Below are 21,282 nucleotides of genomic sequence, written 5' to 3' on the forward strand. Positions count from 1 at the left end.
GGGCCGGGCGGCCAGCCTATATTTTGGACTCGCGCTAGTTCAGAATGGCGTCGACGAAGCTCTCGGCGTCAAACGGGGCCAGGTCGTCGGCGCCCTCGCCGAGGCCGATCAACTTGACCGGGACGCCGAGCGACTTCTGGATGGCCACCACGATGCCGCCCTTGGCCGTGCCGTCCAGCTTGGTCAGGACGATGCCGGTGATGTTCACCACCTCCGCGAAAACCCTGGCCTGGTTCAGGCCGTTCTGGCCCGTGGTGGCATCAAGGACCAGGAGCACCTCGTCCACCTCGGCCAGCTTCTCGATGACGCGTTTGACCTTGCTGAGCTCGTCCATCAGGCCGACCTTGTTTTGCAGCCGGCCGGCGGTGTCAATCATGACGACGTCGACCTCCTGGTCGATGCCCGCCTTGACCGCCTCGTAGGCGACCGACGCCGGGTCCGCACCGTCGATGTCGGACTTCACGGTCGCGACGCCGACGCGCTGGCCCCAGGTTGCGAGCTGCTCGGCGGCGGCGGCGCGGAAGGTGTCCGCCGCGCCCAGCAGGACATCCTTGTCCTCGGCGACAAGCACGCGGGCGAGCTTGCCCACCGTGGTGGTCTTGCCGACGCCGTTGACGCCCACTACCAGGACGACGGCGGGTTTGTCGGCGTGGCGTTCGACCCGCAGGCTGCGGTCCATCGTCGGGTCCACGAGCTTGATCAGTTCCTCGCGCAGCAGGGCCTTGACCTGCTCCGGGGAGCGGGTGCCCAGCACCTTGACGCGTTCGCGGAGGGCGTCGACAAGCTGGAGGGTCGGTTCGGTGCCGAGGTCGGCGAGCAGGAGGGTTTCCTCCACCTCATCCCAGACGTTTTCATCGATCTTGTCCGCGGAGAGCAGTGCCAGCAGGCCTTTGCCGAGGATGTTGTTGGACTTGACCAGGCGTTCCCGCAGCCGGACCAGGCGGCCGGCGACCGGCAGCGGTGTCTCCACCGGGACGGTTTCCAGGCCGGCGACGTCGTCCGGGACTTCAACCGTTGCGGTGCCGTCGTGGTCGGCGAAATCCGGGGCCGTGCGTTCGCGCACCGGGGCGGGCCGGTCCTCGAGCAGGTTTCCGCCGCCGGCGCCCGGCGCCACGGGATCGTTCGCGTCCCGCTTTCCGGGGTAGTTGGTGATGTTCTTCCGGGTTTTCATCAGGACCGGAATGAGCGCACCGAGGACCACCAGGGCGGCGAGAATGGGCAGAAGAATGGGGAGGATGTCGTTCACTCCCCTAGCTTCTCACAATCCCGAAAGCCGGCGCGGAGCCTGAAAAAGCGGGCGGGTGTGCCTCAGACCTGGGCGTTGAGGCGCTGGCTGATCACGGTGGAGACGCCGTCGCCGCGCATGGTGACGCCGTACAGCGCGTCGGCAACTTCCATCGTGCGTTTCTGGTGGGTGACGATGATCAGCTGGCTGGATTCGCGCAGCTCCTCGAAGATGGTGATGAGCCGGCCGAGGTTGGTGTCGTCCAGGGCTGCCTCCACCTCGTCCATCACATAGAACGGTGACGGCCGCGCCTTGAAGATCGCGACCAGGAGTGCCACCGCGGTCAGCGACCTTTCGCCGCCCGAGAGCAGTGAGAGCCGCTTGATCTTCTTGCCGGCCGGGCGCGCCTCAACCTCGATGCCGGTGGTGAGCAGGTCCGAGGGGTCGGTGAGGACCAGCCGGCCCTCACCGCCGGGGAAGAGCCGCGCGAAGATCCGGACGAACTGCGCCGAGGTGTCCTCGAACGCCTCGGCGAAGACCTTCTGGACGCGTTCGTCGACTTCCTTGATGATGTCCAGGAGGTCCTTGCGGCTGGACTTGAGGTCCTCGAGCTGGGTGCTGAGGAACTGGTGGCGTTCCTCGAGGGCAGCGAATTCCTCCAGCGCCAGGGGGTTGACCCGGCCCAGCGCCGACAGGTCCCGCTCGGCCCGCTTGAGCCGCTTCTCCTGCTCCTCGCGGACGAACGGCTTGCCGGCCACGATCTCGCGTCCGTCCTCGTCCACCGGGGCACGCAGGGCCGCCCACTTGTCCGCGGATTCCGCGGCAGCCACCGGCACCGGCCGGTCCGGGCCGAAATCGGCCACCAGTTGCTCGGCGGTCAATCCCAGCTCGTCGATACTTCTGAGCTCAAGGGCCTCGATCCGGAGGCGCTGTTGGGTGCGGGACAGTTCATCGCGGTGCACGGAGTCGGTCAGTTCGGCCAGCTCGCGGGCGAGGGAATCATTGCTGCTGCGCACCGCGCCGAGCTCGCCATCGATCTGCTCCTTGCGTTCCTCCGCGATGTCCCGCTCCTGTCGGGCGAGTTCGACGGAGACATCCATGAAGCCGATCACCTGGCCGACGGCGGCGGACACCGCCGCCGCGCGGGCGGCCTGGAGCCGGCGGCGGCGTGCCCGTTCCGCCGCTTCCTCGCGGGCCCGGCGCTCGGTGGCGGCTGCCCGTTCGAGTGACGAGGCCCGGTTGCGGGTGGCGCTGAGTTGTTCCTCGGCGCTGCGCAGGGCGAGCCGGGCCTCCATTTCGGCGCTGCGGGCCAGTGAAGCAGCCCGGGCGAGGGCGTCGCGGTGGTCCGCCGACGGCTCGTCCTCCGCGGGAGCTTCCTGCGCGGCGGCGAGCCGGGCCGCAACAGCTGCCAGGGCGTCCTGTTCGCGGGTGATGCTGGCCTCGGCCTTGGCGAGGGAGGCGGCAAGCCGCTCGCTTTCTCCGACCGCGCTGCGCAGCACGGAATTCAGGTGGCCCAGCCGCTCGGCGACGGCCGCCAGCCGGGCATCCGAGTCGTGGAGTTTCGCCAGGGCCCCATCGGCGCGGTCCTGCGCCGCGGCCCGCCGGGTGTGGGCCGAGGCGAGGGCGAAACGCTGGCGCTCCAGCGCCGCGGTGACGGCGGCAAGCCGCGTGGCCGCGGCGTCAACGGCGGCTTGAACTTCGAGCAGCGAGGGCGCCTTCGCGGAGCCTCCGCTCACCATCAGCGCGGTCAGGACGTCCCCGGCCCGGGTCACGGCGGTCAGGTCCGGACGGTCCGCGAGCAGTTTCGCCGCACCGTCCACACCCTCGACGACGGCGATGCCGGCCAGCAGCTGGGGCAGCGGAAGGGGCAACCCGCCGGCGTCCCCCGAACCCGACACCGTGACCAGCTCGGAGGCCCAGCGGGCACCTTCGGGGAGCAGCCCTTCGGGGGATGGCAGGGCCGCTGTGGCGCCCGGCAGCAGCAGCGTGGCCCGCCCGCCGTCGTCGTCCTTCAACCGCTGCACGGCGGTGGCCGCGGCTTCGCTGTCCTGCACCACAATGGCGTCGGAGGCGGCGCCCAGGGCCGCCGCGACGGCGGCCTCGAACCCTGCTTCCACCACGATCATGGACGCCAGGGAACCGAGCACGCCGGGGATTCCCGCGCCGAGCACGTGCCCTGAGCCGTCCTTCCGGTTGAGACCGAGCTGGAGGGCGTCGCGGCGGGCCAGGAGCGCACCGCGTTCCCGCTCGTTTTCGCGTTCGCCGGCCTTCAGCACGTCAATCTCGGCGCCGATGGCGTCGAGGGCCGCGCTGGCGTCCTCGTAGTCGGCGTCGAGCGTCTCCTCGCCGTCCTCCACGCCCGCGACCTGGCTTTCCAGGGCGGCGAACTCGGCGTGGGCCTGCCGGCGGCGCTCCTCCCCTGCCGTGAGGGACTCACGGAGCCGGCCGAGTTCCGCCTGCGCGGACTCAACCCGGGAGCGTGCGGCGCCCACTTGCCCGGCCAGTTTGGCCAGGCCCTCGCGGCGGTCCGCGGCGGCGCGGAGCAGGGACGTGAGCCGTTTGTCCTCGGTGGCCGCGGCGAGCTCGGCGTCCTGTTTGCCGGCGGTGGCGGCCTCCAGGCCGCTGCGGCGGCTGACAATCTGGTGCTCCAGCCCGGCTTGTTCCTCCCGGACGCGGGCGGCCTGCCGGTCGAGCTGGTCCGGGTCCCGGCCGGTATCAGGCATAGGGTCGGCGGCCCCGAGCAGCCGGCGCCGCTCCGCGGCGAGGGTGCCCAGCGAGCGCAGCCGCTCGCGCCCGGCGGAGAGCTGGTACCAGTTGTCGCGCGCCGCGTTGAGGCTGGGTGTGGCTTCAGCGGCGAGCTGCTCCAGGCTGGCCTGCCGCTGCCTGCCGAGCTCGAGTTCCTGACCGACGACGCCGCGCCGGGCCTTGAGGGCGCTCTCGTCCGCGACTTCCTGGGCCAGGGCCTGCTGCAGCTGGACCAGGTCGTCCGCGAGGAGCCGGGAACGCGCGTCCCGGACCTCGAACTGGACGGTCTGGGCGCGGCGCGCCACTTCGGCCTGTTTGCCGAGCGGGGTGAGCTGCCGGCGGATTTCGCCGGTGAGGTCGCTGAGCCGGGCGAGGTTGGCCTGCATGGCTTCGAGTTTGCGGACCGTCTTTTCCTTGCGGCGGCGGTGCTTGAGGATGCCGGCGGCTTCTTCAATGAACCCCCGCCGGTCCTCCGGGGTGGCGTGCAGCACCTTGTCCAGCTGCCCCTGCCCCACAATGACGTGCATTTCCCGGCCCAGGCCGGAGTCGGAGAGGAGCTCCTGAATGTCCAGCAGCCGGCAGCCCGCGCCGTTGATGGCGTACTCCGAGCCGCCGGTCCGGAACAGCGTGCGGGAAATCGTGACTTCGCTGTACTCGATCGGCAGGGCGCCGTCGCTGTTGTCAATGGTGAGGGAGACGTGGGCGCGGCCCAGCGGGGGGCGTCCGGACGTGCCGGCGAAGATGACGTCCTCCATCTTGCCGCCGCGGAGGGTCTTGGCGCCCTGTTCGCCCATCACCCAGGCCAGGGCGTCCACCACGTTGGATTTGCCCGAGCCGTTCGGGCCGACCACGGCGGTGACGCCCGGCTCGAATTCGAAAGTCGTCGCCGACGCGAAGGACTTGAATCCGCGGACGGTCAGGCTCTTGAGGTGCACTGTGCTTCGGATCTCCTGGCTGGCGGAAACGGCTGTTTCGGTCCTAAATCTACCGTCACGGCGTGAAAATCAGCGGATTAAGGCTTTTCCCAAGGAAATCCTTTGCTGGCTTTCCGTGGGCAACCCTAGGATCGCCCTAAGAGTTGCTTGACGCTGTTCGGGCCGGTGGTCTCACACCGTCCCGACTGGGCAGAATGCAGTTGACGCTGTGCTCTACCGCGGGCGCAGGGGGGCGCAGGACTCGCAACTCGAGGTTGGAGGACAACTGGATAACTTGGTTGGCTGCCCCGGGGGGTGCGGCACAGGGCGGTGCACGATGCGCCGGCCCGATACCGCCACACCGTACTCACTCAGGAGTTCATATGTCCGCATCCCCAGCCGGTCGATCGCTGAAAGCACTCACACGAGGCGCCATTCGGCTGGTTGTCGCCGGGCTGGTTGCAGCGCTCCTGCCGGTCGCTGCGCCGGCGGCACTCCTGCCGTCCGCCAACGCTGCGGATCCGTGCACCCCGCTCCTGAACGCTGTGGCGTGCGAGAATTCGAAGCCCGGAAGCCCGCCCTCGGAATGGGAAGTATCCGGCGCCGGCGATGCCGACATTCAGGGATTCGCGACCGACATCAGCGTCAACGCGGGCCAGCCCATCAGCTTCAAGGTGGACACCACCGCGGCCGACTACACCATCGGCATCTACCGGACCGGCTGGTACCAGGGCCTCGGCGCCCGCAAGATTGCCGATGTCACCCCGGCGGCATTTCGGCAAACGCAACCCCAATGCCTCTCGGACAACACCACGGATCTCTACGATTGCGGAACCTGGGCGGTGTCCGCGACCTGGCAGGTTCCTGCGACGGCCGTGTCCGGTGTGTATGTCGCCCTCCTGACGCGGCCGGACAGCGGCAACCAGAGCCACATCACGTTCATCGTCCGCTCGGACGGCAGCCACTCGGACGTCGTCTTCCAGACCTCCGATACGTCATGGCAGGCTTATAACAACTACGGCGGCGCGGATTTCTACCAGGGCGCACAAAACGGCCGGGCCTACAAAATCAGCTACAACCGGCCGGTCAGCACCCGGGACGGCGTTGACGGACGGGACTTCTACTTCAGCAACGAATACCCGTTGGTGCGGTTCCTCGAGAAGAACGGCTACGACGTCAGCTACATCAGCGGGGTGGACACCGACCGGAACGGGGCCGGTCTCCTCAACCACAACGTGTTCCTCTCCGTGGGCCACGACGAATACTGGTCCGGAGCGCAACGGGCCAACGTGGAGGCCGCCCGCGATGCTGGGGTGAACCTTCAGTTCCTGTCCGGCAACGAAGTCTACTGGCGCACCAGGCTCGAGCCTTCCCCGGTGGACGGCGCGGCCCGGCGCACCATCACCTCCTACAAGGAAACCTGGGCCAACGGCAAGATCGATCCCAGCACGGAGTGGACCGGCACCTGGCGCGATCCGAGGTTCGCCGCGCCAGCCAACGGCGGCGGTTTGCCGGAAAACGCGCTGACCGGGACGATGTACATGTCCAACTTCACGGACCTGCCCATCACGGTCAGCGCCGCGGAAGGCAAAGCCCGTCTCTGGCGCAACACGACGCTGGCAACGCTCGCCGCCGGAAGCTCCGCGGAGCTGGCGCCGCACACGGTGGGCTACGAATCCAATGAGGACCTGGACAACGGGTTCCGACCGGCGGGGCTGATCCGGCTGTCCACCACTACGGGGACAACCCCCCAGTACATGCAGGATTTCGGGAACACAGTGAGCACGGGAACCACCACACACAACACAACCATGTACCGCGCCCCCAGCGGGGCGCTAGTCTTCTCCGCGGGAACGGTCCAGTGGACCTGGGGCCTGGACCAGGAGCATGACGGGGACGGCGCGCCCGCGGACCCGCGGATGCAGCAGGCACAGATCAACCTGCTGGCTGACATGGGCGCCCAGCCCGCCACCCGCGACACCGCTCTCTCAGCTGCATCCGCCAGCAGCGATACAGCGGCCCCGACCGTGGCGGTATCCTCCCCGGCCGAGGGAGCCACCATTCCGCACGGCACCAGCGTCAAGGTGTCGGGAACGGCCAGCGATGCCGGCGGCATCGTGGCCGGCGTCGAAGTCTCCACCGACGGCGGAACCAGCTGGCGACGCGCCGAAGGCAAACAAAGCTGGTCCTACACGTATATCCAAAAGGGACTCGCCACGGCCAGCTTTCAGGTGCGCGCCGTGGACGACAGCGCCAACATCGGCGCACCCTTCACCCGTCATCTCCTGGTCACCGGCCCCTACTCGGTCTTCGGTCAACAGGTACCCGAGGTGCCTGATGCCCGGGACGGCGGGGCCTACGAGCTGGGCATGAACATCTCGCCCAGCGCGGACGGCTTCATCACCGGAGTGCGCTTCTACAAAAGCGCCGCCAATATCGGAACCCACACCGGTTCGCTGTGGAGTTCCACCGGTGAGCGGCTCGCAACAGCCACGTTCACCTCGGAAACCGCATCCGGCTGGCAGCAAGTTCGGTTCAGCCGGCCGGTGGCGGTAACCGCAGGGCAGAAGTACGTCGTCTCGTACACCACCCCGAACGGCCACTACGCCAGCAAGGACTACCAGTGGGCCAGCTTTGGCATGCCCGACCCGCCCCTGACCGTGGCAGGCGGATTCGGCAGCCCTCCGGCCGGTGTGTACGCCGGCCCGGGTTCGTTTCCGTCCAACAGTTACCACAACGGCAACTATTTCGTGGACGCCCTGTTTGACACCGTCGACACCTCCGACCTGACAGCGTCCGGTCACTGGCCACTGGATGGCTCCTCGAGTGTCCCGCAGGCCACAACCGTCGGGGCGGTGTTCTCCAAGGCCGTCACAGGCTCAAGTGTGAAGCTGACGCTCACGGCAAACGGCGCGGCCGTCGCGGGCACCACCGGCTACGACTCCACCTTGCGGAAGGTCACCTTCACTCCGGCAGCTGTCCTGGCACTCGGTACCACCTACACCGCTACGCTCAGCGCCACGGCCGTTGGCGGCGGCTCGCTGGTCAGCGGCGCGTCCTGGTCCTTCACCGCTGTCGTCTCTCCGCCGGCACCAGGAAGCTGCCCTTGCAGCCTCTACGATGACGCTGTTGTGCCGGGGATCCAGGAGGTCCGAGACGGTGTGCCGCTGACTCTTGGAGTCCGTTTCGCCAGCGCTGCCGCAGGGACCATCACCGGCGTCCGCTTCTACAAGTCTGCGGGCAACACCGGCACTCACACCGGCACCCTGTTCACTGTGTCCGGGCAGCAGCTCGCCACTGTCACGTTCGCCAACGAGAGTACATCCGGCTGGCAAACGGCCAACTTCAACCAGCCGGTCGCCATGGCGGCGGACACCGAATACATCATGGCATACAAGAGCACCACCGGATCATACTCCGCAACGTTGAACGGGTTCGGGTCGGGACTGAGGGTCGGGAACCTGAGAACGGCGTCCGACTCCGGGGCGTACTCCTACACGACAGATTTCCCCAGTGCCCGCTCCGCAGCCAGTTACCTTGTTGACGTGGTGGTCCAGTACCCGGATCCGCCTTTTGCGGCCGGCGCGCAGACGCCGCTTCCCGGCTCGTCGAGCGCCGCACTGGATACCGAGGTCTTTGCATCCCTGTCCAAGCCTGCTGCCGGGTCAAGTGTGGCGCTGACGTTGACAGGTCCCGGCTCTGTCAATGTTCCCGGCACTACCAGCTACGACTCGGCCACCGGCAAAGTAACGTTCACGCCGGCGGCAGCCCTGGCACCGGCCACCAGCTACACGGCTGCCTTGACCGCAACCTCCTCGACGGGCCAGGCGCTCAGCGCGGGCGGAACGTGGACCTTCACCACCGTTCCGTCCCCGCGGACCGATGGCGTCTGCCCGTGCTCGCTGTACCAGGACACCGTGACCCCCGGCGTCCCGGAATTCAACGACGGGGTGCCCCTCACACTGGGCGTCCGTTTCGCCAGCAGTTCGCCCGGCCAGATCACAGGAGTCCGCTTCTACAAATCCGCAGGCAACACCGGAACGCACACCGGCGCACTCTACACCGTCAGCGGCCAGCAGCTGGCGGCAGCGACCTTCACCGGAGAATCCACCTCCGGGTGGCAGACAGCCACCTTCAGCCAGCCCGTGGACATCGCCGCGAACACGGAATATGTGGCCGCCTACCGCACGCCTACCGGAATCTATTCGGCGACACCGGGCGGTTTCAGCTCCGGACTCACCAGCGGACCGCTGCGTGCGGCAGGAGGCGCCGGGGCGTACACGTACAGCGGCGACTTTCCCTCATCCCCATCCTCCGCCAGTTACCTCGTGGACGTGGACTTCGTCGTGACGGTGCCGCCGCTCACGGTGATAACCCTGGCGCCGTCGGCAGATTCCGTCGGTTTCCCGCTGACCTCCAAACCATCGGTGAAGTTGTCGGCACCCATCCAGGCCGGCTTCACCTTTGGACTGACAGCCAGCGGTGCCGCCGTCTCGGGCACCTCCACGCTTTCGGCGGACGCAAGGACCATCACGTTCACGCCGGCCCAGCCGCTGCCGGCGGCCGCCGTGATCTCTGCCAGCATCAGCAATGTCATTTCCACTCAAGGTGCCGCACTGGCGCCGCTCAGTTGGCAGTTCACCACATCCAATCCTGCCGGCGCCGAACAGTCGCTGTTCGGATCCCTGCTCCCTGATGTGCCGGCCTCAACCGGGGACACGTCATCCATTGAGCTGGGCACCGCCTTCTCAGTGTCGGCGTCGGGTCATGCCACGGGCGTGAGGTTCTACAAGGGGACGGGCAACACCGGAACGCATGTCGGTTCGCTGTGGACGGCCGCCGGGGAGAGACTGGCCCAGGCGACGTTCACGGACGAGACAGCCACCGGCTGGCAGCAAGTCTCGTTCGCTGCCCCGGTGGCGCTGGAGCCGGGCCAGAGCTATGTCGTGTCGTACCTGGCTCCGAACGGAAACTATGCCTATACGGCGGCGTTCTTCGCCGAGCCATGGATCAACGGCGTGCTGACGGCGCCGGATGCGAACAGCGGCCGGTACCAGTACGGGGCAGGGGGTTCCGTGCCGATGAACTCCTGGAACGCCACCAATTACTTCGTCGATATCGTCTTTGCTCCAGCGTCCCCCTGATCCCCATCGGTTGCTCCATAACTGCCCTTCAGAGGCTCGAGAACGGCAGTTGTGGAGCAACCGATGGGAACTAGGGGGTCAGCACTCGAGCCTCCGTGGAGCGCGGCGGGGTATGTGGACACGGCCGTGTTCCTGCGTCTGCCCTTATCCGTTGCTCCATAACCGCCCTTCTGAGGCTTGATAAGGGCCGTTGTGGAGCAACCGATGGGTCTACAGGGCTCAGGACCTTGGGTGGGCACCCCGGTCAGCGCACCACTGAGGGCGACCAGGCGTGCTCGATGTAGAGGGAGGAACGGGACGCCGGATCCGCGCCGATTTGCCAGATGTCGCTGTCGCCGGCAGCGCCGTCGCGGGCGAGTCCGTAGAGCAGGGTCTGGTCGTCAAGCCACTCGATCTGGTCGTCCACGCTGCGCGTCTCGGACAGCACTGTTTCGTTGCCGGTGGCCAAGTCCAGGATGGCCGCACGCCAGTGCGGGGACACCGGGCCGCCGGTGTTCTTCTTGTACGCGATCCGGGTGCCGTCCGGCGAGAGCGACGGGCATTCCACGCCGTCGTGGATTGCCGTAAGGGTGCGCGCCGAAATGCTGCCCTGCACCAGCCAGATGCGGCCCGATGAGGCCGCCGTAGCGTAGAACGTGTCGCTTTGGCCCGGAGCGAAGGTTACGCCCCAGATGTTGCGGTCCGCCGCGGTGACGCGGGTGCCGTTAACCAGGAGCGCGAAATCCTCGAGATTCCCGGTTCCGCCGCTGCCCTGCGCGGCCGTGATGGATGTCTCCGTCGAGAAGCTCCCGCCGCCATACGAGTGTCCGGAGACAAACACCGTTGTGGCCACCAGGGACCCGTCCGCACTCATCCGGGTGCGGCTGGGGATACCGGGTACCGCCCAGGTCATCGTCGGCTGCCATTCCGGGTTCAGCAGGACGGCTTCGAAACTGGTCACGAGGCCGCGGTTGGTTTTCAGGCAGACGATGCCCTGCAGGGTGCCGTACATCCTGTCGCAGGCTACCGCTGCCAGCGACCGCTCGCCGGCAGGAGCTGAAAGCGGAACGGTGCCGATGGTCCCGTAGCCCTGGCCCGGTGCAGTGTTGCGGAACAGAACCGAGCCCTGTGTCAGCTCGGCGGCGCCGGATGCTACCCGCGCTGCCGATGCCGCCGTCCTGCTCTCCTGAAAGCGCTCGAACGCAGTCGCTGCGTAGGCTCCGGCTGCGGCAATGACCAGCACCGTGACCGCCAGCAGAATCCCCCAGCGCGCCCTGCTCACGGCCGGGGTCAAGCTGCCGGCCCCTGCTGAAAACCGCCACTTAGGCCGCCGCGAAGGATGAACCACGACGCCACGACGCCTGCGGCCAGGCAGGCGCCCACCACCACCATTGCAGCGGCGGGCCCCAGCGCGAACCACAGGACGCCGAAACCGACCGAGGCGGCCATCCGGCTGAGCGCCACCATGGTCTGGGCGGCGCCGAGTCCGGTGGCAAGTTTTTCCGGCGGAGCCAGTTGGCTCGCCAGCGCCGCCAGCACCCCGTCCGTCGCGGCGTAGAAGGCACCCAGCAGCACCAGGCACATCACTGTCGGGCCGAAGCCCCCTACCGGTGCAGCGGCCAGCAGGTAACAGACCAGCAGGGCGATGTGCCCGAGAACAAACACCCGGGCCTTGCCCCAGCGGTCCGCGAGGCGGCCCAGCGGAATAGCCAGAATCAGGAAGACCACATTGGTGCCCACATAGAGCAACGGAAACCACTGCACAGCAAAGGAGTCCCGATCCTGCAGGACCAGGTAGATGAAGCCGTCCCCCACCGTCAGCAGGCCCAGAATCCCGGCGGCGAGCAGCAGCCGCCCCAGCCCTGGCTCCCGCAGCAGGCGCCAGCTGAATCTAGCCGCCGGCCTGTTTTTGCTGACCGGCTCCGGTCCTCCGGAGCGTGCGGTCCGCAGATTCGGCACCAGCAGGGCCAGCGCCGCGACACCAACGGCGGCGAAGGCCAGCGAGACCACAAACACGGTCCCGTAGCCGTTGGGGATCAGCATGAGGATGAAAAAGGCCAGCAGCGGGCCGCTCGCCGCCCCGATGTTGTCCAGCATCCGGTGCACCCCGAAATGCCGGGCCAGATATTCAGGCTGGGCCGACACCGCAATCAAGGCATCGCGCGGGGCCGTCCGGATGCCCTTGCCGATCCGGTCTGCCGTCACGACGGCGGTCAGGGCCCAGAATCCGCCAGCGAACAGGAGACCGAGCCGGGCGACCATGGAGAGGCCGTAGCCCGCGAGGGCCACTCCTTTGGGGCGGCCGATACGGTCGGAGGCATAACCTGCAGCGATCCGCACGATGGAGCTGGCGCCCTGGTTGATTCCATCGAGAATTCCAAACGCAACTATGGACAGGCCAAGATATCCGGTGATGTACAGGGGCAGGATGGCGGACACCGACTCGGACGAGACATCGGTGAGCATGCTGACCACGCCGAGCCAGAGAATGACCGGGGAGAGCCGGAAAGGTCTTTTCGCCGGCCCGGCCGGGCCCTGGTTGACCGCTTGCAGGTCTTTCTTGCCGCCGTTGCGGTCCGAAATGGAGAGATACATGGCGCTACCGCCCGGCCGCCACGTACAGATTCCCCAGCAACATAAAGCGCGTGCCTCCCGTGCCCGTGGTGGAAGCCGTGACGGTCACCGAATCAGAGCCCCGGCTGAACCGGATTGAGCGCTGACCCTCAGCCGCCGGGACCGGTTCAGACCCGAACCCCAGGCCGCCCAGGATCTGCTGGAAGTGACCCGCGACCGAGTCCTGGCTCAAGCCGATGATGGCGTCGGCGGCTACCTGCAGGGTTCCTTCCGCCGAGGAGACCGACGTCGAGACAACCACCGTTCCCTCCGGAAACGGGAAGACGTCCACCGGGAAGCCGTCCACGACTTTTCCCTGGGCCGACGCCGTCACGGGCAAGGGCATGCTGATGAGCGGCGACGGCGGCGAAGGCATCGGCAACCCGGAGGGAGACGCGCTGACCGGCGGAAGGACTTCACGGCCGCCCACAGGAGCCGGAGTTGAGCCGGCGGAGGGTTCAGCAGAGGGTGCGGTTGCGGGCGCAGCCGCACTCTCGCCCGCTTCCGTGGCGGCCGCTGCATCCGACGGCCCTGGATCCCCGGTGGAGCCGGCCGACGGCGGGCTGCTGTCCGCGGCCGGCGCAACGCGCGTCACGGATTGCGCCCCTGCCGTCATCTGGTCCAGCACTACGGCGGTGCCGCCAAGTACCACCGCGATGCCGACCCCCGCGAGAACGAGCCGCCTGGCTTTCACCGGCCGGTCTCCGGCCGGCCCAAGACATCCCATAAGACCACTGCTGCTATTCCCCTGGCACCCATCGCCACAGTCTTTCAGCGGGATGTGCGGTTCGTAAGAGTAGTGCTACTTGTTTTTTCCGCCGGCAGCGGCTGCTACCAGCGGCCGTTGCGTGGCCGGGGCTGGCAGACCGGGCAGGAGTAAGAGGAGCGGTTCATGAACTGTTCCCGCTTCATCGTGCTGACCAAACCGGCGGCGGCGCAGCGTTTGCACTCCTGGCCCTCGCGGCCATAGGCGTTGAGGGAGCGGTCGAAGTAGCCGGAAGCCCCGTTGACGTTGACATAGAGCGAATCGAAGCTGGTTCCGCCGGCGGCCAGGGCATCGGTCATGACTTCCCGTGCGGCGTCGAGCACCCGCTCGGCCTCGACCCGCCGGAGCGTGTCCGTAGGCCGGGCGAAGTGCAGCCTCGCCTTCCAGAGTGCCTCGTCCGCGTAGATGTTGCCGATCCCCGAGACGAGCCCCTGGTCCAGCAGGGCGCGCTTGAGGCCGGTTTTGCGGGTCCGGAGACGGCGGTAGAACAAGTCGAAGGAGAAGTACGGGTCCAGCGGGTCCCGTGCAATGTGGGCCGCTTCCTCGGCGATCAGCGGCAGCGGCGTCTCGGCGAGGCCACCGGGACCGCCGTCGGCAGTGGGGATCAGCGAGGTCAGGAAGAGCCCGCCGAAGATCCGCTGGTCCACGAACCGGAGCTGGTCCGGCATGCCGTCAGCGGGGCTGAGGCGCAGGCGCACCTTCAGGTGCTTCTCGTCCGGCACGGAGGAGTCCTGCATCAGCAATTGCCCGGACATGCCCAGATGCGCCATCAGGGCCACGGACGGCGCAGGGGTGTCCTCGGGGGTGTCAGCCAGCGGCAGCCAGAGGAATTTCCCGCGCCGGACCACGTCCAGGACCCGGGCGCCTTCAAGGTTGCCGACGAAGTCCTCCGGGCCGAGAGCATGCCGCCGGACCGAGCGCGGATCCACCACCTCAACGGCGGTGATCGTCCGGCCGCGCACCCAGCTCACCAGGCCACGACGGACGACTTCAACCTCGGGCAGTTCCGGCATGGGGAGTGCCTAGGCGCCGGTCGGGGACTGCAGCGGCTCCGTGCCGGGCCCTGCGGCGTCGCCGGGCGCCGTATCCGGTGCCACCGCCGACGGAGCAGAGAGCCGGCGCCAGGCGTCCGCGGCAGCTTCCTGCTCGGCTTCCTTCTTGGAGTTGCCCGAACCGGTGCCGTAGTCGGTGCCGCCGATCCGCAGGATGGCTTCGAACGTCCGCGCGTGGTCCGGGCCGGAACCGTCCACTGCGTAGTTGATCGTCCCGAGCTGCCTGCTGGCCGCGAGCTCCTGGATGCTCGTCTTCCAGTCGGTGCCGGCACCGAGCGCGGCTGCGTCCTTGAGCAGCGGCCCGATCAGGCGCATGACAAGCTGGCGCGCCGTCTCGATGTCATTGGAGATATAGGTGGCGCCGATCAGCGCTTCCATGGTGTCCGCGAGGATGGATGCCTTGTTCTTGCCCTCGGTGAGCTTTTCGCCCTGACCAAGGTAGATGTACTCGCCCAGGCCGATGCTGCGGCCGATGCCCGCGAGTGCCCGGGTGCTCACGACGGCGGAACGGCGCTTGGCCAGGTCCCCTTCGGGCAGTGTGGGGTTGTCACGGTAGAGCGCGTCGGTGACGGAGAACCCGAGGATGGAGTCGCCCAGGAATTCGAGCCGCTCGTTGGTGGGGATGCCGCCGTTTTCGTAGGCGTAGGAACGGTGTGTGAGCGCAAGACGAAGCGTCCCGGCGTCAATAGTGACACCGAGACGCTTCAAAAGCTCTTCAGTTGAAGACATCTTATTCAGCCGGTTGGCGGATTAGACGTCTGCGACCTTGCGGCCCTTGTATTCAAGGAACAGCGCGGTGCCAGCCGAGTCGGTAACGACTTTTGCCTGGTGCGGCAGGCTGTACGTGACCTGGCCGTTCTCGACAGTCTTCACCAGGTTGGCAGGGGTTGCCTTCCACTGGGAGCGGCGGGCGCGGGTATTCGAGCGAGACATTTTCCGCTTCGGGACAGCCACGGCTAACTCATTTCTCTCTAGTCCAACACTTACAAATCAGTTTTGCCGGTCAGGCTTAGCCAAGTCGGCTAGGGCAGCCCAGCGAGGATCTACCACCTCGTGGTGATGCCCCGGCTCGTCTTCCAGGCGAACTCCACATTCGGAGCAAAGGCCCTGGCAGTCTTCCCGGCACACCGGCTGGAACGGCAGCATGGTTACAACTGCGTCCCGCAACACCGGTTCAAGATCGATCAGATCGTGCTCGATTCGACGTTGCTCTTCTTCGTCTTCCTCGTCGGAGAACAATGCGTCCTCGTAGAAGAAAAGTTCTTGCACATCGACCTCGAGGTCATACGCAAGGGGATCCAGGCATCGGCCGCATTCGCCAGTAACTTTGGCGATTACGGTTCCTGATACCAGAATTCCTTCGTGTACGGCCTCCAGCCGCAGGTCCAACTCGACATCCGAGCCTTCCTGCACGCCAATGAGTGCCACACCGAGATCACCCGGTGCAGGTACATGTTCTGTCAGCGTCCGCATGCTTCCCGGACTGCGTCCGAGGTCCTTGACGTCGAACGCCAAGGGCGAACTAGCATCTCGTTTAATGAGAACTCCTGTTGAACATATGACCGACGTACTATCTTAGCCTGATCTTCCGGGCGGACTCAAACCGGGTGGCAACGCCGCGGTTCACACCGCAAAGCCGCCTCGGGTTCGGGCCGCGCAACCGGCAGCAGGCCGCCGAGTACCGATCAAGCTTACCCTCTGCGCGGCTGTTCCTGGTCCGGTTCGGGCGGCTGCAGCCGTTTCAGCACCGAACGGGGAACGAAGTCGGACACATTGCCGCCCAGCGAGAACACTTCCTTGATCAGCGTGGAGGACAGATGGAGGTAGTGGCTTTCGGCGGGCAGGAAGACAGTCTCAACGCCGGTCAGTTGACGGTTCATCGTTGCCATCGGCAGTTCGTAGTCGAAATCCGAGGAGGAGCGCAGGCCCTTGACGATGGCCGAGACCCCGCGCTGCCGGCAGTACTCGGCGAGGAGGCCCTCCCCCACCGGCTCCACCACGATGCCGCGCAGGGAGGCCAGGGTTTCCTTGGCCATGTCGATGCGTTCCTCGAGCGTGAAACGGTATTTCTTGGCGTAGTTCGTGGAGACGCCGACAATGACCTCGTCGAAGAGGCCTGCGGCCCGGGCAATGACTTCCAGGTGGCCATTGTGGATCGGATCGAAGGAGCCAGGGCATACGGCGCGTCTCATGCACCGAACCTACCGTATGGCTGCCGCAGGCCGGGATAACATGACTGAATGTCAGCATCGAGCATTCCCTTCACCGTGTCCGGAGGCGTGGTTCTCGTGACGGGAGCCGCCATGGGCATGGGCCGTCTTTACGCCCTGCGAGCGGCCCGCGAGGGCGCCGCCGTCGTGATTCTCTGGGACGTGGACGCCAACGGCCTGGCGAAGACCGCCGCCGAGGTGACCGCCCTCGGCGCGCGCGCCGTCGTCCGCCAGGTGGACCTCGCCGACCCCGCCGCGATTGCCGACGCCGCGGCGGAGTGCCGGAATGAAGGGCCGCCGACGCTGCTGATCAACAACGCCGGCATCGTCCGCGGCGCGCTGTTCTGGGACCACAGCCCGGAGCGGGACATTGCCCTGACCATGGACATCAACGCGCTGGCGCCGATGTACGTCACGCACGCGTTCCTGCCGGACATGATGGGCGACGCCGGCCGGCCGCGCCGGATCCTCAACATCGCCTCCGCCGCCGGTACTGTGTCCAACCCGAGGATGAGCGTGTATGCGGCGTCCAAATGGGCAGTGATCGGCTGGAGCGACTCGCTCCGGCTGGAACTCGAACAGCAGGGCTACGGCCACCTCGCGGTGACGACCTTCTGCCCCAGCTACATTTCCACCGGGATGTTCGACGGCGCCCGCGGCCCGTTGCTGACGCCGCTGATGACGCCGGAGGACGCCGTGGACCGGGCGTGGCGGGCCACCACCGCCGGCCGGCCGCAACTGATCGCCCCGGCGACCGCACAGCTGGGCAAGGTGCTGCGCGGGCTGTTGCCGGTGCGGGCCTGGGACTTCGTGGGCGGGAAGGTCTTCGGGATCTACTCCACGATGGACAAGTTCACCGGGCGTGGCGAGAAGGCGGGTACCCGGTGAATGCACCGGCGCCGCTCCCGTGGCAGCGGGCCGCAACCGGAGCCAACCTGCTCTCCCCCGGCGGCACCCTCGGCGTAACGATCTTCGAGGAAATGACCACGCTCGCGCTGCAGACGGGCGCCATCAACCTCGGCCAGGGCTTCCCGGACGAGGACGGCCCGGTGGAGATCAAGGCTGCCGCGCAGGCAGCCATCGCCGCGGGCGCCAACCAGTACGCTCCCGGGAAGGGCATCCTGGAGCTGCGGGAGGCGATCGCCCTGCACCAGGAGCGTTTCTACGGCCTCGCGCCGGACCCGCAGACCGAGATCATCGTCACGACGGGGGCCACCGAGGCCATCGCCGCCTCGCTGCTCGCGCTCGTGGGGCCGGGAGATGAGGTCCTCACCTTCGAGCCGTTCTACGACTCTTACGGGGCGATCATTGGCCTGTCCGGCGCCCGCCACGTCACTGCCCCGCTGCTGGCCCCTGACTTTATGCCCGATCTGGCCGCCCTCGACGCGGCGTTCAGCAGCCGGACCAGGGTGGTGCTGGTCAACAATCCGCACAACCCCACCGGGGCGGTGTTCCCCCGCGAGGTGCTCGAACGCGTCGTCGAGCTTGCCATCCGGCACGACGCGATCATCATCACCGATGAGGTCTACGAACACCTCACCTTCGGTGCCCGGCACATCCCGGTGGCCACCCTCCCGGGCGCTGCGGAACGCACCCTGACCATCTCCTCCGCCGGGAAGACCTTCTCCTTCACCGGCTGGAAGATCGGCTGGCTCAGCGGGCCGGAGCACCTGGTGGCCGCCGCCCGCACGGTCAAGCAGTTCCTGAGCTACAGCTCCGGCACGCCGTTCCAGAGCGCCATCGCGGCCGGACTGGGCCTCCCGGATGAGTTCTACACCGGCATCGCCGATACCCTCCAGCTCAAACGGGACATCCTCAGCGAAGGCCTCCGCGCCGCGGGACTGGACGTCTACACCCCGCAGGGAACGTACTTCGTGAACGTGGACACCGCGCCGCTCGGCATCACCGACGCCGTCGAGCTCGCCCGCAGGCTGCCCGCGCTCGTGGGCGTCGCGGCAATTCCGGTGCCGGTCTTCTGCCACCCGGAAGGTGCCGAACGCACCCGGAGCCTGCTGCGCTTTGCCTTCTGCAAACGGATCGATGTGCTGCAGGAAGCCGCCGAACGTCTCGCGACGCTCCGCGACGTCCTCTGATGGCGGGCACCCCCGCGGCCACACGCTTCCTGCGCACCACCGGCCAGCACGCCACGATCGAACCCGACGCCTTCACCGAGGGCGGCTTTGTGCTCAGCATCGGCGGGGCGGAACAGTCACACGTCAACCTGGCGGACCCCTCGGACATTTTCTACGAGTACCTGCGCAGGATCGGACACGTGGTGGATCTCGCGGCGCCGTGGGGCGAACCCGTCACTGCCCTGCACCTCGGCGCCGGGGCGCTGACCCTCGCGCGCTATATCCAGGCCACCCGGCCGGGTTCCGTGCAGTACGCGGTTGAGCTGGAACGGGAACTGCTGGATTTTGTGCTCGAGCAGCTCCCGCTGCCCGCCGGAACGGAGCTGCACACGCTGATCGGCGACGCCCGGGACGCCCTCGCCGAGCTGCCGCCGGAGCTGCGCTTCGACGTCGTGATCCTGGACATCTTCTCCGGACCGGAGGCGCCGGAACACATCGCCTGCACGGAGTTCTACCTCGAGGCGGCGGCGAAACTGAGCCCGCGCGGGGTCCTGGTCGTCAATGTGGGCGACGAGCCGGGACTCACCCTGGTCCGCAGCCAGGTGGCCGCGCTGCGCCGGGCGATGGCCGGTGTCGCCGCCTGTGCCGAGACCGGCATGTTCAGCGGCCGCTATCCGGGCAACATCATCCTGACCGGGACGCAGGGCCCGTGGCCGGAGGTGTGGACGGCAGCGCTGACCGCCCGCGGGCCGCACCCCGCGAAGGTGCTGTCCGGCGTCGCGCTGGACGTGCTCTCGGCCTAGTTCCGCGGCCCCGGACCTTCGGCTGCCGGTTCAGGGCCGCAACGGCCGCCGTGACGAAGGTGGGACGTCAGCCGAAGGCGATCTTCCGCAGCAGGACGCGGAGCTGATCTCGTTCGGGTTCGTCGAGGGGCGCCAGGGACGTATTTTCGGCCGTCCGGACTGCTGCCGCGGCACGCTGATACAGCTCCAAGCCGGCTGCCGTCGGGCGGATGACCTTGGACCGCCGGTCGCGGGAATCGGCCCCGCGAAAAACCAGCCCGCGCTGTTCGAGCGCGTCAACCAGGGAGACAATCTGGCTGGGATCCAAGCGCAGAAAATCTGCGAGCTCGCGCTGCGATGGCTCCACGTCACTGCATGCCATCGCCAGGACCGAGTAGGAACGCACCTTCAGATCCAGCGAGGCCAGCATGGCATTGGCGTGGCCGCTGCCCAGAGATCGCGCCCGCGCTGCCAGGAATTCTATTTCGTTCACCAGATCGCTGGTGAGAAGGCGGTCGGGGACGGCCGGAACCGATGCGCTTTCCCGAGCGTCCTCGTCATGCCGAGTTGATGCGGCCACGGGCCCTCGCAGCTTCTGGTTGGCTCCTGAAAACGCTTGACGGCCTCAACGATACCCCGGCAGCTGCCTCCGAAAAAATAGTTGAAAAAATAATCATTGACATCATCAATCATACAGGTTGTCATTATGTAACATCGGAGCTGCCCGACAGGCGTTTGTCCGCCTAAGTGCCCCGATCCTCCAATAACTCGCCCCAAGGAAGTGGAATGTTATGAACCGACTTAAATTTGCTGTCGTCGGAGTCGCCGCAGCGTTGCTGCTCACCGGCTGCGGCGGCGGGTCGCCGTCCGGGTCCACCTCGAACACCTCGGCCGCCGGAGGCGATGGTGTCCGCAACGTCAGCGTCGGTGTGATCTCGATTGCGCCGTCCGCTGCCGTGCAGCTGGGCATCGACGAGGGGATCTTTGCGAAGCACAAGCTGAAGGTTGAGTTGCAGAGCGGACAGGGCGGCGCGGCTATGCTTCCCGCCGTCTCCACTGGAACCATGAACTTCTCCGTGGGAAACCCGCTGTCCGTACTCCTGGCCAAGAACAAGGGCCTGGACATGAAGATCGTCTCCGGATACTCGAACTCCCTCCCCACCGGAAATGACATCAATGGCGTCGTCGCCAAGGCGGACTCTGGCATTACCTCGGCCAAGGACCTTGTTGGCAGGAAGGTCGCGGTCAACACCATCAATGCGCAGGGCGACCTGACCATCAAGGAAGTCGTATCCAAACAGGGCGGCGATCCCAACGCGGTCCAGTTCCTCGAACTGCCGTTCCAGGACATGGGGGCCCAGCTGGCCCAGGGGAACGTGGATGCTGTCTGGGTTCCCGAACCGTTCCTCTCAAAGCTGCTGGCGGAAGGCAACAAGCTGGTGACCTACAACAACCAGGCGGCGCTGCCCGGCCTGCCCACCATGGTGACCTTCACAAGCGGCAACTACGCCCAGCAGAATCCGCAGGTGGTTGCTGACTTCAAGGCGGCCATGACGGAGACCCTGGCCCTGGCGCAGAGCAATCCCGACAAGGTCCGGGCACTGCTGCCCGTGTTCATGAAGATGCCGGAGGCCGTGGCCAGGGACCTGCGGCTGGAGTCATTCAACGGCCAGCTGGATGAACCCACCCTGGGCAAACTTGGCGAGCTGATGGCCAAGTACGGCATTGTGCCCTCAACGCCGGACGTTTCGGGCACGATCCTGAAATAGCGGCTGCCGGG

Annotated in this window: 16 protein-coding genes; 5 read left to right on the plus strand and 11 right to left on the minus strand. The window is 67.1% G+C overall.

Annotated features, from left to right (window positions below; translation table 11 throughout):
* Positions 1 to 34 precede the first annotated feature (34 nt).
* Complete coding sequence (gene ftsY / locus AC50X9_RS18205; protein ID WP_494895846.1) at positions 35 to 1,246, minus strand: signal recognition particle-docking protein FtsY; 1,212 nt, start codon at positions 1,244 to 1,246, stop codon at positions 35 to 37.
* 62 nt (positions 1,247 to 1,308) lie between these two features.
* Entirely contained in the window at positions 1,309 to 4,905 is a 3,597-nt protein-coding gene (smc, locus tag AC50X9_RS18210; protein WP_494895848.1) for a chromosome segregation protein SMC, read from the minus strand.
* Positions 4,906 to 5,267: 362 nt separating this feature from the next.
* Between smc and AC50X9_RS18215 the strand changes: the two genes are divergently transcribed.
* Positions 5,268 to 10,028, plus strand: coding sequence for a DUF4082 domain-containing protein (locus AC50X9_RS18215; RefSeq protein WP_494895850.1), 4,761 nt, complete (start codon positions 5,268 to 5,270; stop codon positions 10,026 to 10,028).
* 244 nt (positions 10,029 to 10,272) lie between these two features.
* Here AC50X9_RS18215 and AC50X9_RS18220 read toward each other — a convergent pair whose 3' ends face one another.
* The 8 genes from AC50X9_RS18220 to coaD form a co-directional block, all read right to left on the minus strand.
* Positions 10,273 to 11,289, minus strand: a complete 1,017-nt coding sequence (locus tag AC50X9_RS18220) for a TolB family protein (protein WP_494895852.1) — start codon at positions 11,287 to 11,289, stop codon at positions 10,273 to 10,275.
* A gap of 8 nt (positions 11,290 to 11,297) precedes the next feature.
* A complete protein-coding gene (locus tag AC50X9_RS18225) occupies positions 11,298 to 12,602 on the minus strand; it encodes an MFS transporter (RefSeq protein WP_494895854.1) in 1,305 nt (434 codons plus the stop codon).
* A 4-nt stretch (positions 12,603 to 12,606) separates the two neighbouring features.
* A complete protein-coding gene (locus AC50X9_RS18230) occupies positions 12,607 to 13,314 on the minus strand; it encodes a hypothetical protein (RefSeq protein WP_494895856.1) in 708 nt (235 codons plus the stop codon).
* A 137-nt stretch (positions 13,315 to 13,451) separates the two neighbouring features.
* Complete coding sequence (mutM, locus tag AC50X9_RS18235) at positions 13,452 to 14,399, minus strand: bifunctional DNA-formamidopyrimidine glycosylase/DNA-(apurinic or apyrimidinic site) lyase (protein WP_494895858.1); 948 nt, start codon at positions 14,397 to 14,399, stop codon at positions 13,452 to 13,454.
* 9 nt (positions 14,400 to 14,408) lie between these two features.
* Positions 14,409 to 15,167, minus strand: coding sequence for a ribonuclease III (gene rnc / locus AC50X9_RS18240; RefSeq protein WP_494895860.1), 759 nt, complete (start codon positions 15,165 to 15,167; stop codon positions 14,409 to 14,411).
* A 21-nt stretch (positions 15,168 to 15,188) separates the two neighbouring features.
* Positions 15,189 to 15,392 carry a 50S ribosomal protein L32 gene (gene rpmF, locus AC50X9_RS18245; RefSeq protein WP_494895862.1) on the minus strand — a complete coding sequence of 68 codons (204 nt, stop codon included), beginning with the start codon at positions 15,390 to 15,392 and terminating at the stop codon, positions 15,189 to 15,191.
* A 36-nt stretch (positions 15,393 to 15,428) separates the two neighbouring features.
* A complete protein-coding gene (locus AC50X9_RS18250; RefSeq protein ID WP_494895864.1) occupies positions 15,429 to 15,953 on the minus strand; it encodes a YceD family protein in 525 nt (174 codons plus the stop codon).
* A gap of 176 nt (positions 15,954 to 16,129) precedes the next feature.
* A complete protein-coding gene (gene coaD / locus AC50X9_RS18255) occupies positions 16,130 to 16,630 on the minus strand; it encodes a pantetheine-phosphate adenylyltransferase (protein WP_494895866.1) in 501 nt (166 codons plus the stop codon).
* Positions 16,631 to 16,678: 48 nt separating this feature from the next.
* On the opposite strand from coaD, the gene AC50X9_RS18260 reads away from it, so the two are divergent.
* The 3 genes from AC50X9_RS18260 to AC50X9_RS18270 are packed head-to-tail and all read left to right on the plus strand — an operon-like array spanning position 16,679 to position 19,523.
* A complete protein-coding gene (locus AC50X9_RS18260) occupies positions 16,679 to 17,536 on the plus strand; it encodes an SDR family NAD(P)-dependent oxidoreductase (RefSeq protein WP_494895868.1) in 858 nt (285 codons plus the stop codon).
* The gene (locus tag AC50X9_RS18265; RefSeq protein WP_494895870.1) at positions 17,533 to 18,741 is read left to right on the plus strand and encodes an aminotransferase class I/II-fold pyridoxal phosphate-dependent enzyme; all 1,209 of its coding nucleotides are present in this window, start codon (positions 17,533 to 17,535) and stop codon (positions 18,739 to 18,741) included. The genes AC50X9_RS18260 and AC50X9_RS18265 overlap by 4 nt, the downstream gene beginning before the upstream one ends.
* Positions 18,741 to 19,523, plus strand: a complete 783-nt coding sequence (locus AC50X9_RS18270; RefSeq protein WP_494895871.1) for a spermidine synthase — start codon at positions 18,741 to 18,743, stop codon at positions 19,521 to 19,523. The genes AC50X9_RS18265 and AC50X9_RS18270 overlap by 1 nt, the downstream gene beginning before the upstream one ends.
* A 67-nt stretch (positions 19,524 to 19,590) precedes the next feature.
* Here AC50X9_RS18270 and AC50X9_RS18275 read toward each other — a convergent pair whose 3' ends face one another.
* Positions 19,591 to 19,995: a MarR family winged helix-turn-helix transcriptional regulator gene (locus AC50X9_RS18275; protein WP_494895873.1), complete on the minus strand. Its 405-nt coding sequence runs from the start codon at positions 19,993 to 19,995 to the stop codon at positions 19,591 to 19,593.
* 298 nt (positions 19,996 to 20,293) lie between these two features.
* Between AC50X9_RS18275 and AC50X9_RS18280 the strand changes: the two genes are divergently transcribed.
* Complete coding sequence (locus tag AC50X9_RS18280; protein WP_494895875.1) at positions 20,294 to 21,271, plus strand: ABC transporter substrate-binding protein; 978 nt, start codon at positions 20,294 to 20,296, stop codon at positions 21,269 to 21,271.
* The last annotated feature ends 11 nt before the right edge of the window (positions 21,272 to 21,282 follow it).

Source organism: Pseudarthrobacter sp. HLT1-3 (assembly GCF_059383535.1).